The organism is Edaphobacter acidisoli (genome assembly GCF_014642855.1).
Taxonomy (GTDB): domain Bacteria; phylum Acidobacteriota; class Terriglobia; order Terriglobales; family Acidobacteriaceae; genus Edaphobacter; species Edaphobacter acidisoli.
On record NZ_BMJB01000001.1, the window covers coordinates 228,776 to 241,626 of the forward strand.

Annotated in this window: 8 protein-coding genes; 2 read left to right on the top strand and 6 right to left on the bottom strand. The window is 56.8% G+C overall.

The features are described 5' to 3' along the window. Positions 1-75: 75 nt before the first annotated feature. The 3 genes from IEX36_RS00840 to IEX36_RS00850 all read right to left on the bottom strand — a co-directional run bounded on the left by IEX36_RS00840 (position 76) and on the right by IEX36_RS00850 (position 4,918). Positions 76-2,532 (bottom strand): glycoside hydrolase family 31 protein, encoded by a 2,457-nt coding sequence (locus IEX36_RS00840; RefSeq protein ID WP_229668587.1) that lies wholly within the window; start codon positions 2,530-2,532, stop codon positions 76-78. Positions 2,533-2,776: 244 nt separating this feature from the next. Continuing rightward, positions 2,777-3,958 carry a serine hydrolase domain-containing protein gene (locus tag IEX36_RS00845; RefSeq protein ID WP_188757491.1) on the bottom strand — a complete coding sequence of 394 codons (1,182 nt, stop codon included), beginning with the start codon at positions 3,956-3,958 and terminating at the stop codon, positions 2,777-2,779. Positions 3,959-4,093: 135 nt separating this feature from the next. Beyond that, positions 4,094-4,918 (bottom strand): hypothetical protein, encoded by an 825-nt coding sequence (locus IEX36_RS00850; RefSeq protein ID WP_229668588.1) that lies wholly within the window; start codon positions 4,916-4,918, stop codon positions 4,094-4,096. Positions 4,919-5,054: 136 nt separating this feature from the next. Here IEX36_RS00850 and pdxR point away from each other — a divergent pair, with 136 nt between their 5' ends. Beyond that, positions 5,055-6,509 (top strand): MocR-like pyridoxine biosynthesis transcription factor PdxR, encoded by a 1,455-nt coding sequence (pdxR, locus tag IEX36_RS00855; protein ID WP_229668589.1) that lies wholly within the window; start codon positions 5,055-5,057, stop codon positions 6,507-6,509. A gap of 45 nt (positions 6,510-6,554) precedes the next feature. Here the strand turns inward: pdxR and IEX36_RS00860 are convergent, their stop codons facing one another. Together IEX36_RS00860 and IEX36_RS00865 are read right to left on the bottom strand one after the other, a co-directional pair. Beyond that, positions 6,555-8,258 carry a hypothetical protein gene (locus IEX36_RS00860; RefSeq protein WP_188757494.1) on the bottom strand — a complete coding sequence of 568 codons (1,704 nt, stop codon included), beginning with the start codon at positions 8,256-8,258 and terminating at the stop codon, positions 6,555-6,557. A 335-nt stretch (positions 8,259-8,593) separates the two neighbouring features. Next, positions 8,594-9,133 carry a MarR family winged helix-turn-helix transcriptional regulator gene (locus tag IEX36_RS00865; RefSeq protein WP_188757495.1) on the bottom strand — a complete coding sequence of 180 codons (540 nt, stop codon included), beginning with the start codon at positions 9,131-9,133 and terminating at the stop codon, positions 8,594-8,596. Between the two features lie 269 nt (positions 9,134-9,402). On the opposite strand from IEX36_RS00865, the gene IEX36_RS00870 reads away from it, so the two are divergent. Then, positions 9,403-9,921, top strand: coding sequence for a hypothetical protein (locus IEX36_RS00870; RefSeq protein WP_188757496.1), 519 nt, complete (start codon positions 9,403-9,405; stop codon positions 9,919-9,921). A gap of 18 nt (positions 9,922-9,939) precedes the next feature. On the opposite strand, the gene IEX36_RS00875 is transcribed toward IEX36_RS00870, so the two are convergent. Continuing rightward, on the bottom strand, positions 9,940-12,840 hold the full coding sequence (locus tag IEX36_RS00875; protein WP_188757497.1) for a hypothetical protein: 2,901 nt from the start codon (positions 12,838-12,840) through the stop codon (positions 9,940-9,942). Between the last annotated feature and the right edge of the window lie 11 nt (positions 12,841-12,851).

Consider the following 12,851-nt stretch of genomic DNA (forward strand, 5'->3'; position numbering starts at 1 on the left):
CGGCTCGTCGATCGACGAGTGCCAATCAGCAATCAAGGCTGATGCTTCGTCACCAGGCGGCCGTGATGCTCGGATTTACTTTTTTATGACCGTGACGATGGACTGGTCTGGCTCGCTCCATGCTTCTGCGCCCTGGTGCCTGAGCTGATGTGCGGAATCGTCCCAGGTCAATTGCGTAATCGAGCTTTTCCCGTTCTCGTAGGCATACGAATCGCCGTCATCCCGAAAAAGCGTAAAGCTCCCATTCGCGCCCGGATATACCCGTATCGATGCAATCTTCTGCGGCTGTTGTGTGCTCTGCACCTCGGATCCGAGCGGCACGATGCTGCCCGCTCTTACGAATAAGGGCAGCGTATCGATTGGGGCGTTGACGACAATGGTTTGGCCGCCATGAAGCCGCTCGTTGGTCCAGTAGTTGTACCAGTCGCAGCCTGCGGGCAAATACACAGTCCGGTGGGTTGCGCCTTGTTCTGTGACAGGAGCGACCAGGAAAGCCGGCCCATACATATACTCATCCGGGATATTGGCTGCCTTGGGATCATCAGGAAAATCCATGAAGAGAGCGCGCATATACGGCGCGCCTGTCCGATAGCTACGATAGGCGACCGAATAGGTGTAGGGCAGAAGCTGATAGCGCAGTCTCAGGTACTTCGCCAGGACCGCTTCGGCCTGCTTGCCGTAGGACCATACCTCGTTGTGCATTCTTTCGCCATGTGCACGCATGATGGGCTGAAAAGTTCCCCACTCGAACCAACGCGCGAACAACTCGGGATAGTCCTCATAATTGCCAATGACTTCACGCGCATCCGACCCGTCGATGAGAGGCTTATGCGCTGCATGATAATCCGCCGGAATTGCAGGCGAGAAAAAGCCGGCGATGTCTGTATCCCAGTAGGGCAATCCGCTGGCGGTGAAATTCAGTCCCGCGGGAATTGAGCGCTTCAGCATGTCCCACGTTGACCTGATATCGCTGGACCAAAAGACGGTGCAGTTGCGTTGCGCTCCAAGATATGCGGCTCTCGCCAGGATCATGCATCGCCGGCTGTCTCCGAAGTCTCGCCGAAAGCCCTCGTACACGGAAGCGGTGTGGAACAGCGGATAAACATTATAGAAACGGGTTCCCGAGCCGATGTAGAAAACGTCTTTTGCCGGATCGATATCGGGCTCCGTCTCGTCGAGCCAGATGTAATCGAAGTCATACGGTTTCACGTATCGATCGCGAATCTCATCCCACCACCATTTCGAGGCCTCGGGGTTCGTGGTGTCGATATTGGGCCCGATCGTCTGAGGATTCCATCCCATGTCCGGATCGCCATTCGGCGCGTGGATGAGCCATCCCTTGCTCTTAAGCATGTCGTAGAACTGTGTGTCCGGAGCAAAGTGTGGCCACACGCTCAAGAGCGTCCTCACGTCGATGGCGTGTAGTTCGCGATTCATGGCTGCCGGATCTGGCCAGCGCTTCGGATCTAAATCGAGTTGTCCCTGCTTCGTCATGTTCAGGAAATCAACGACCATCACATCCAGCGGCAGGTTATTCCCGCGATATTCTTTGGCCACGTCGAGGACTTGCTGCTGCGTGGGATAGATCGCTTTGCTTTGGATATAGCCGTAGACCGCTCTTGGCAGCATGTGCGTCACGCCGGTTAGAAGCCGATACCCTTCGTAAACCTCGTCGCTTGTCTTCCCGGCAATCACGAAATACGACACGCGATTGCCAACTTCGGAAGACCAGATGTTCTGGCCGTTCAATCCGAGATCGATTGTTGTTTTGGAGGGGTTATCCCAGACGAGTCCGTAGCCGCGGCTAGAGACCATGAACGGCACACACACATCCTCTCCGCCAATTGCGCCGTAGTCGTGCCAGCAGCGGATCTCGTGATCCCGCAGGTCCATCCAGCCTTTCTGCTGCTGCCCGAGTCCGTAGTAGTGTTCATTGGCGGGTGAGTCAAAGGTGGCTGCCACGCGGGAAAAGCCGCTATCTATGGGGTCTGATGCTGCGACCTGCGTACTTTCCGGGGTCATGGTCCAGTTCCGCATACGCAGCAGCACAGTTCCATTTGTCGTCATCACGGAAATAGCGTCGTTGTGCGGGGCATCCGGGTTATTTGTCGGCGGGAAAAATCTTTTACGCAACGCAAGATTCAGCGCGTCGAGCGGCATAGGCTTTGGAGCGGGCATATTCTCCGGCGATATGCGGACCACTATCCGGGCCGAGCGGTAGACTTCATAGCCCTGCGCATCGCGCTCATGCGTCCATCCTGTTGTCGAGGGCTGCGCCGTGATTCCATATCCCGGCGCGCTGGCCGCGGCAGCGCGATCGGTGCTCATCGTTATGCGAACAATGTTGGGAGCGTAGGGTGCGAGTGAAATCACATGTCCATCGCGTTGCAACACCAGCGGACCTTGCTGCGCGACTGCTGCCGCTGCAAACAACCCGGTCAGAAGCACTGCACACAGAGTCCGCCCCAGTGATTTTCGGATAGGCCGCTGACCAACAGGCCTCGGCATGTTCGCCTTATATTTGAATTCCATTTTTCCTCCGCCTATCTTCACTTCTGGTTCCTGCACCGTGAGGGTGGCAACTCTCGTCAGGATTGCTGGCAACCCAGAAAGCCTCAAAGCTATGCGACTGCACCTTGATTTGAAAGCTATAAAGAAAACGTTTCCTAGTATAGATTCAACAGCCGAAATCATGCAGCATCCATTTTGAAGCGGAAATCATCCCGGCATCATCAGAGGCTTTTTGATGATCAGGCAAACTGTGCTGCTTGCGGGTTCACGATTTCCCCGCATAGTCCCCATACTCCCACTCGTAGGGCACGCCGGTATCTCCCAGCACAAACCGTACCAGTTCTGAAAAGCCCTTCTCGGAACGCACATCATTCGAAAGCATCAGCACGCAGCGTTGCCTGGTGTTCAGGCATACCATCGTATTTGCCGTCTGCTCGTCGTGTCCGCCCTTGTAGAACCCACGCCCTTGCGGGCCGTTAAATACGATGACGCCCAATCCGGCATACAAATCTTTTCTCTGTTTTGCGACAGGCAACTCTGGCGCAAGGGTAGGAAACTGCGCCACCGTCGTAATGTGCAGCGTCGGCTTGGTCATCTCTGCGCGAGACGCAGCCGACAATCCGTCCCCACGCGCCAACGCCGCCGTAAACTTCGCCATGTCGGAGATCGTAGTGTTCATCGAGCCTGCCGCCCGTACCCTGCCGTGTCCCGAGCGCGGATGCGCTTGCCCTTGATCGTTCCATCCATCGGCCACATTCGCGTCTTTCCCGCCGGTCCACGTCAGCGTCGTGCGCGTCATCCCAAGTCGGTCGAAGTTCGCCTTGGTCAGGTCGCCTACATCGAGTCCCAGCCCCTTGTCTGTGCGACCGTGCTCAATCACAAACTGCAGCAGGTCGAATCCCTCACCCGAATAGCTGAACCGAGTGCCCGGCTCAAAGTGAATCCGCAGCTTGTAGTCCGGCTCCATGAACCAGAAATTGTTGAAGCCCGTTGAGTGATCGAGACACATTCGCGGAGTAATTTTCATCCAGCGCGGATCATCGGCAAGGTCTTTGTACGGCGCATATTTGCTCTTGAAAGCGCCATCGAAGCCATAGCTGGTAAGCGGCTTTTCAAGATAATTTCCGATTGGCGTATCGAGGTTCAGTTTGCCTTCATCGGCCAACTGCATCACGGTATACGCAAAAACAGCTTTCGTAAGCGACGCACCATACATGATGGTGTCTGTTGTCAGCGGATCGCCTTTGGCATCGCGAATTCCGTACGCATGGACATAGCTAACCTTGCCATGATCGATGACCGCAAGTGCCATGCCCTTGGCGCCCGTTTTTGCCATGACGCTGCTGACCTCAGCATCAATCGCGGGTCCGCTTGGGATCGTCTGCGCGGCAAGAGAACCAACCAGGCTGAAGAGGCACAACAAAAAAAGAGAGTGTTTGAGCTTCATCTGAGGGCATTCCCAACGGGTTAATCTCGCAGGTTTTTCGATCGTACAGACCTTTATCCGCGGCTACGCCAGTATATCCACTGTTTGTTTGACGGGCAGAAATTTACCGGTTGGATTTTGATTCGAGATACTCAATCACGCAATGATCGGATCGGGGTGTGATGTGGCGATATTTTCCTCGGGGTTGATTCGCGCGCTTTCTGCGCGGCTTGTGATGAATCCAGCGAATATCAAGCATGCTCCAATCGCAGCGACGTTGTATACGGCGGCGCCCCATGTTGCCAGATTGTGCGATCGGACGAAGATGGGAGGAATTTCTACAAGAAATTCAAAGAGCAACAGCATCAATGCGAGAAGCCTGGCGGCTGGGACATCCATGATTCCTGAGCAAATGGCACACCCGGCGAGGAAGAAGGCGATTCCGGTAAATCCTGCCCAGAAATATCCGAATGACATCCAGTGCGGGACGATGGTCGCGAAGACACGGAGGCCGATGAGGTGGAACAGGCCGAAGACGATAGGAGGCAATCCCAACATCCAGCGTGCTGCGATGGCTGCTCTCTTTTGAAACAGGAGATCCGGTGAGGATGTGGCGTAGAGGATTGCTGCCGGAGCGATCAGCAATATCTGTTGGCCGAGGCCGAAGGTGATGCCTGCGACGACGTCGATCCGCCAGCCGAGCACATGAATCGCGGCAAAGTACCGAAGCAGCCAGAGTGCGGTGAAGATCGCGTAGACGGCGGCGGATGCTGCGGCGCCAATTTTTGCGGTGCGCTGCCACAGGATTGCAAGACCCGCTGCGACCATCCAGACGCCCACGACGCAGGCGAGGATGTGCTGACCGGGAATGTTGCCCAGGACCTTGATGGGCTGATGCGAGGGATCGAATTCGCGCCAGGCAATATCCAGAATGCCGGCGAGAACGGTGCCCAGGCCATAGAACCAAACTCCAACTTTCATCTGATGATCTCCCATGAGTCGCTCGGCAGAGGTAGAGGTAGATGACGATGCATCTCTCGATTTCAGAATTGATGCTATGGGGGGGAGTGGTACATTGAATAGAGCCATTTTGGGCAAAGTTATTGGACCATTTGAGATGTCGAAAGCCATTAGCTCGTTCGAGCTCACTCTCAAAAGCAGGTCGCGCCATCAGACGCTGACCAGCTGGCTGTATGGCGAATTGCGCTCTGCGATTCTTGATGGCAGGCTTGCGCCGGGCACCAGACTGCCATCGTCCAGAGATTTCGCCAGTCAATATGAGCTCTCGCGTGGCACCGTCGTCAGTGTTCTGGAGCGTTTGCAGGTCGAAGGTTATGTCACTTCGCGTGTTGGATTCGGTACATGGGTCAATCGTGTGGAGGCGCCTCGACCTTCCCGCCAAACAACTACGACACCTGCCTATGTTCGTCGCGTTGTTTCGACTTACAAACCACCGCAGTCCTGGATTGACCGGGCTTTTGTTGGAGGTATACGACCCTTTCGGATTGGGGTTCCAGCGATCAGCGAATTTCCGTCTGAAGTTTGGGGACGTATTGCTGCTGACCGGGGACGTAATTTCCGGTCGTGGTTAAAGAAAGAGGCTGATCGGCGTGGGTATCGGCCATTGCGCGAGGCGATTGCCGAGTATTTGCGCACGTCGCGTGGGGTGAGATGCACTGAGGAACAAGTCGTCATCACGTCAGGAATACAACAGGGGCTTGACCTGTTGGCGCGGCTGCTCTTGAAAAAAGGCGATCCGATATGGATGGAGGACCCTGGATATTTCGGGGCAAGAATCGCGTTTGAGAATGTCGGAGCCAGAATGGTTGCGGTGCCGGTGAATGAGGATGGGCTGTCTGTTTCCGCGGGAATGAAGATGTGTCCGGATGCGAGGGGCGCTTATGTAACACCGGCGCACCAATTTCCGTTGGGGGTAACGATGTCGCTGGAGCGGCGGATGGCGCTGCTCCGCTGGGCTTCGCGCGCTGGCGCTTTTGTGATTGAAGACGACTATGACAGCGAATACAGGTTTGAAGGGCCGCCTGTGCCTGCACTGCAGAGTCTCGACAATCACTCGAGCGTAATCTTTATCGGATCGTTTAGTAAGACGATGTTTCCGGCATTACGCGTGGGCTACGTGGTGTTGCCTGAGCCGTTGGTAGATTTCTTCCTGGGTTTGCGCTATCGAACTGATTTCCGGAATTCGTCGTTTGACCAGGCAGTGCTTTGTGACTTCATCGCGGACGGGCATTTGGCGCGTCATTTGAGGAGAATGCGGAGTCTGTATGCGGAGCGTCTGACGACACTGATGGAGGGAGCCGAGCAATATCTGGATGGGTTGCTTGAGATTTCGAACGTCCGGGCAGGTCTTTATACGATTGGGTATCTCAAGAATGGGATGACTTCGCGACAGGCTGAAAAGCTGGCGACAGCGCAGGGTGTTGAGGTTCTAGGCGTCGACCGATGCACGCTGAGACGTTCTGATCCGAATGCATTGCTTCTCGGTTTTGGTGGATTCGACGGGCCTGCGATACGGCAAGGACTCATTCGACTTGCAAAGGCGTTGAGCTAACCGAATCTCGGAGCATGAGACGAGGCTCTCCTTGAGCGACGGCCGTTATTGCACTGGAGTCCAGTGCGCCTCTTGTTGCGGGGGCAGGGTCAGCGTGGAATGCGCAGTTACGAGCTTGCTTCCAGAACTGCTGGTCAGTTGGTAGTGCGCAGCGTGAAAGGCGAGCGCCGATAAATCTACTTTGTATCGTCGCGGCTTATCGGAGAGGTTTTTGATCGCGAAGCCGTTTTTGCTGTAGCTGTATCGGATGGCATACTCGGGGATTTCAAAGTCCACGCTACCGTAGCTTGTGAGATGTGGGGCGACTGCTAAGTCGGCATCTGCGGGAACGGTGAGGCCCAAGAACTTGTCGATCAAAACAGCGGCAAAGACGTTGGGATATTCGTAGTATTTTTCGGCGCCGTGCGCGTCCTTGCCATCGACATAGTAGACGTGGTCCATGTCGTATCGTTCGCTCATGAAATAGCTGTTCTTCGCGGCTTCTGCTGCCACCTTGTTCAGTTGGTCAAGCAGGATGCCACTTTGGCTTTGCGATGTGCGAAAGGCTGCGTCCCAATACCAGTACCTTCCGGCGGCGCAGAGATCATACGGTCCGCCATCGCCAATCTCGGACTTGTCGTATCCAGCGATGTCCGCCGCGACGAAGCTGGGGAATCGCTCAAACTGGTCGGCGTTGTCCTTGATCAGGTGTCGCACTGCGGCGGTTTGATCAGGCGTCGCATATCCGAAGGTGACGGGCAGCTCATTGGCGAGGAGATGAAGGTGATCGTGGGCCTCCCCGTTGCGATCGACCCAATCGATAAATCTTTGGCTTGCAGGGTTCCAATATCCCATCGGAAGAGGTGCGATCAACGCGGTGGCCATCTTTTTCGACGTTGCGGAATAGAGTGAGGCTTCGTCACGCCGTCCTAAGAGGGTTTCCATGTCGGCCAGCAATGAGAAAGCGTGCGCGGCGAATGCCTGCGCCTGTGTCACGCGGCCATCCTTGATGACCTGGTCTTCGTAGTAAACATCGGACCAAACACGGCCATACTGATCTGTGTTTGTTAGAACCCATTGAGCAGAGTGTTCCAGGTTAACTATGTCCGACCGGAGCCACGCCAGATTTTTTCGTGCTTCGTAATAGCGCCAGGATTCTTCAATCACTTCGATATTCCCAGTCACTGGGAACATAGCTGCATTCTGATGATTGTCCTCGCTGTTTCTGCGGACGTGGTACTCGCGCCTTCCATCAGGCTGCACCGATGTGGGCATGCGATAAAGCTTCTCCGGGTCGTCGTTCATCAACTTGAACTGGAGCCCAATCATCCGTTTCACAATATCGAGATCGAGTTCTGAGCCAAGGGCTATCCGGCCCTTGATTTGAAATTCGTGATCGACTGAAGGATAAGAACCCGCGTAAGAGTTCACGTTCAATGTGCTGAGAACATATCCGCTGCTGTAGGAGAAGTTTGCCGCCATGGTTTTCTCGACCACAGATGGCAACATGGTTCCCCAGTAGAAGGCGGCTAACGCTTCTTCAAGCTTTGCGCCGCCGGGGATATCAAGTGAGAAGCGATGGCCGAATGGATCGCTGTGTGGGCGAGCTTCGGACTCAGAGAGAGTCGCGCTCTCCGCGTGCAGAGTAATGGTCAGGCCCGCTTCGGTTTGCTTGGCATCGAGATCGCCACCATGCAGTACGAGATGCCAGGAGTGATTCGTTGATGTTGCATCGAGCGGGAGTATCCACAGCGCTCGATTCGCATGCACCTGAGCGCTCGTCGCGCTTATAGGGAGAGCCCACCACTGGTTCTGATCGTATTGAACGCCCAGTCCCTGGCAACGGGTAAATACGATTTGAATAGGCGTGTGAATGTCCTTTTGCGTTAACAAAAGATCTGTTCCGGTCCGAGACACTTTGGCGTTTTCGATTAGCTGAAGAATGCCGTTGGCAGCGCCTGACTGGGATTCATTCAAGGCATATCCGCTGCCCTGTGCGCACAGGTGTGTCGATACCCCGAAGAATAGAAAGACCGCGATCAGTATTTTCATTGAATGTTTCAATTAAGTTCCGCAAATTGGTTTAAGTCACGGGAGGTAACAAATTATTGGGTTGGCATGGATACGCGCTTGCCGGCCAAGATACGGCGGAGATTGTTTGGAAACACCGAATCTGCTGTAAGTATGGCGGGGAGGGCGACCTTATCTGCAAGGCGGAGAAATTCGTTTCGCTCCTCAGGTGCGAGGCGGAGCAGCATGGCCCGGCAATTCAGTATGTGAGCATCACGCAATCGACGCTCCAGTTTCTTTCCTCGCGCCGTTAACTCTATGCCGACTACGCGCCGGTCTTTAGCGGTGCGCGTTCGGCGCACGAGCCCTGACTTTTCGAGCCGATCGAGCGCTGAAGACACGGTCGAGATGGGGGACCTAACGGTATCTGCGATGCCGCGCACATTCCACGGGCCGGGTTCGGCCAGCACTTCGAAGAGGCCAATATCGTTCGCATGTAGGCCGATGTATGGGCTGCCGGCCAGGAGCCCAGGCTCCAGGCGAAACTCTCGCATGAGTGCGGAGATGCATCTGTGCAACTTGAGCGCGTGCTTGTCGTCTTCTGTTGATGTTCGTACGGTGGCTGTTTTCTTCATGGTATTGGCGGTTGAGGTTGATCTCTATCTTAATCTGCCGGTTCATTTTGCGCCAAACTATTACGATCATGGTATATTACGAAAATCGTAATACTTTGCAAGACTTTTTGTTTTAAACGAGGATGGATATGACGCGTCGCCTGGCTTCATTTTTCCTTTTGGCTCCCTTCGCCCTTCTGAGTACACAGGCTGTGAGAGCTTCCTCGTGTGCTCCGCCAAGTGGTTTTCATGACCGTCCTCACCCCGTTATTGCGACCCCTGACCAATTGGTGTCGCACACAGAGGTGATCGTCATTGCCGAGCCGTTCTCTGTTGTGTCGGCTGCGATGAAGAAGCCGCTGGAGCAGACGATCAACAAATCGGAGTCACTGCCAGGAGTGTCTGGCGACTATATGCTGACGCCTGGGAGATTTGGCTTGCCTGGATCGCGGCATATTGTCTGTCTGACGGACGGCACGAGCGCCGAGGAAGAATCGCTGGAACGGGAGGACTCGTTGACGTCTTCTCATTTCCGATACATCGTCTGGAACTATACGACCGCTAAGGCAAAGCCGATCGAATATGGTGTGGGAGAATTCAGGACTACTCAGTTGGACCCTGGGCACACGCAAATTCGCTGGACCTATTCGTTCATGCTCAAGGGGGACGTGTTTCCTGGTGATCTTGGCGCTTTTGGGCGGTGGCTCTTCCGTGTGACCTTTCTGGATCGCGAGTATGCGGCCATGATGAACGGTGTTCTCAACGGGTACAAAGATGGCGCACTGATGCGGCAGGCAGTGTCTCGATAGGAGCCTGTGCGCTCGGGCCTAGTTTTCGAAGAGCCAGTCGAGGTTGTTGGAGTTGGTGGCGGTGAAGGGGATGTGGGTGTCGGCGGGGACGAAGCCGAGGACGATGTAGGCCCCTTTGCCGAGGTCGAGGTCGTTGCGGCCGGCGGGGAGGGGTTTGGCCCAGACGGAGATGGGTAACGCTTTACCCCCGGAGGGTATGACTGCGTCGGGCATGACGAGGTTCCATTGTTCGGTGGCGGGGCTGACGTCGAGGGCTTTGTGGGAGCTGGATTTGAAGAAGCCTACGAGGATTTGTGCCGGGGCGGCGAGGGTGAAGTGCAGTGGGATCTCTTGTCGCGTGGAGACGCGGATGCCTTTGAGGCCGTTGAGCTCGGGGACTACGGTGGCGATGGTGGCGCGTGCGTCGTCGGTGTAGAGCGGTTGGCCGGGGGCGATGGTGAAGGCTTCGCCTGCTCCGGGGGCGAGGGTGAAGGGGACTTCGGGGAGTGGTTTTGCTGGCGGGGCGGATGGATTCGTGGCGCTGCCTTCCCGGGTCTCAGAAGCGAGACCCGGGGCACCCGGATTCGTGGCTGTTTCGAGGGCCTTGAGGCGGGTTTGGAAGGTGGCTAGTTCTTTTTCGTAGACGGGGAGGACGTCGCGGAAGTGTTCGGTGTCGGGGCCCCCGCGGACGGGGATCTGGCGCTGGCTGGTGTGCATGGCGGCGGCGTCGCGGTAGGTGGTGTCGGTGAGGGCTACGAGTTCTTTGAAGTGGGAGACGGATTCGGCTAGCAGCGGCTCGGCGTGTTCGAGGTCGGTGAGGTTGTGGTCGTAGCTGTATTGCATGACGAGCGCGGCGGCCTGCACTTTGGCGTTGTAGAAGGCCATGAGTGCGGCGATGGATTTCGTGTCGTTGACGATGCGGTTGTACTCGGCTTGATTGCGGGTGATGCCGGGGGCTGCGGCTTCTGCTTCTTCTACTGCTTTGGCTGAGCTTGCGGCGACCTCGGCGGCGACGCCTATCGGGGTTTCGCCGTGGTGGGGTTTGTGCGCGACTTCGTTGGCGACGTAGTCGGTGAGGCGCTCGCCGGCGGGGGCGTCGCCGGTCCAGAGGGTTTCGGCTGGGTTGAAGCGCGCGGCGTCGATGAGTTGGGGCATGGTCATGCCGAGGGAGAAGACTTCGCGGTTGCCTTCGGTGATGCCGATGCGCGGGAGGAGTTTGGGGGCGCAGATGCCGGAGAGTTCGTAGGCGTTGAGGAGATGCTCGGCGGCCTGCTGGTTGTTGGTTGTTGGTTGCTGGTTGTTGGTTGAGGTGAAGCGATCGGCGAAGCGTGTGATCCAGTAGGTGCGTTCGGTTTGTGGGTTGCGTTCGGGGTTCCAGGCGTAGCGGGCCCAGGCTTCGTACCAGATCCAGTCGCGGTCGGTTTGCTGAAGCAGTGGCGTGGTGTTGTCGGCGGAATACGGCCAGTCCCAGTAGCGGAGAGGGTAGAGGTGCAGGCCGCCGATGCCGATGCGGATGAAGTTGTGCTCGGTCTCGCGGATGAAGTCGGGATCGCCCCAACGAAACGGCTCCAGGTTCGAGAGCAGGTGGATGTTGGCGATGGTGACGTTGGAACCGGCGACGAGGTCGGCGAAGCGCGAGCGGACGGGGCCGCGGATGTTGGTCCAGGTGAGGGATTCGCCGTTCCACTTCCACATGGTGTCGATGTTGGAGTAGAGCGGATGGGCTGCGGCGAGCGCGTCTTGAATGTCTGTTGCGTGGGCGCGGACGATGATGGGCGGCTCGGGGATGGCTTGGCCTTCGCGCTGCGAGAGCGCGGCTAAACCGTCTTTGACGCCGGGGATGATGGTCTGGGCGAGCCATTGGGGGCCGTAGTGCGGGCCCATCGCTTCACCGAGCGTCATGAAGATGCCGACGTGGGGATACTGCTGGATGAACTGCGCGATGCAGTAGCGGGTGTAGTCGCTGGAGAGCGGCGTGGGCGCGGAGAGGTGGTAGGGAAGGTGGTGCGCGCGGGCGAAGGCGTGCGAGAGGTGGATGTTGTAGAAGCCTTGCAGAATCCAGATGCCGCGCTTGTCGGCCTCGGCGGTGAGCCAGCGGAACATGGCGATGTTCTGGTCAAGCTGTGCGGTGGGTAGCTCTTGCGCTTCGGGATATTTGGGTAGCTTGAGCAGCGAGGTGAAGGGGTGGCCGTTCCAGAGGAAGAGTGCGTTGTAGCGGTTATCGACGAGGTAGTCGAGGTAGTGGGTCCACCAGGCTTTGTCGTAGAAGAACGGGAAATCTTTGGGGGTGTACGGGTAGTCGTACTCGGCGCCCTCGTAGGTGATCTCGGGCTTTTGCATGCCGATGGCGGTGCCGCGGAGCTTGAGCTGGGGGTGGTCTTCGTAGTCGAGCTGACTGGGGATGGCGTGGGCTTGTGCTATTCGATTTGTTAGTTCGAGTGCGCCGTAGAGTGTGCCGGAGGCGTCGTAGCCGGTGACGATGATGGTGTTGCCGAGGCGGCGGAGGATGAATGACTCTTCGGCGTTGGGCCAGAAGTCGGGGATTTGTTTGTCGTATGGGGCGATGAGTGCGTCGTGACGCTGGGCGAGGAGGATGGTTTCGTTGGTGGGGAGGTTGGCTACGGCTTCGCGCAGGCGGGTGGCGGCGTATTGTTCGCGCGGCGTTGCGTGCGAGGAGGTGACGATGCGTGGTGTGGCGATGGCGGGGAGGGTGAGGAGCGCTGCACTGAGCGCGAGAATCAGCTTGTTCATGAGGGGACGTCTGGCGCGAAGAGTGTGGTTTGAAAAGGTCGAACGGCTGAGGCTGGTTTTGCTGCATCGGGGTCCTTCGACTTCGGCGCTCACGATGAGACTGTGAGCGCCTTCGCTCAGGATGACGGCGCATTGTTGTACGAAGGGATTGGCAGGCGCGTAGCGGGTGATGGCTGACTTGATTCGCATGTCGTATGGCC

Coding starts and splice junctions, on each gene's coding strand:
- IEX36_RS00845 (WP_188757491.1), bottom strand. CDS start 3,958: ATGAAGCTCAAACACTCTCTTTTTTTGTTGTGCCTCTTCAGCCTGGTT.
- pdxR (WP_229668589.1), top strand. CDS start 5,055: ATGTCGAAAGCCATTAGCTCGTTCGAGCTCACTCTCAAAAGCAGGTCG.
- IEX36_RS00875 (WP_188757497.1), bottom strand. CDS start 12,840: ATGCGAATCAAGTCAGCCATCACCCGCTACGCGCCTGCCAATCCCTTC.
- IEX36_RS00850 (WP_229668588.1), bottom strand. CDS start 4,918: ATGAAAGTTGGAGTTTGGTTCTATGGCCTGGGCACCGTTCTCGCCGGC.
- IEX36_RS00865 (WP_188757495.1), bottom strand. CDS start 9,133: ATGAAGAAAACAGCCACCGTACGAACATCAACAGAAGACGACAAGCAC.
- IEX36_RS00840 (WP_229668587.1), bottom strand. CDS start 2,532: ATGGAATTCAAATATAAGGCGAACATGCCGAGGCCTGTTGGTCAGCGG.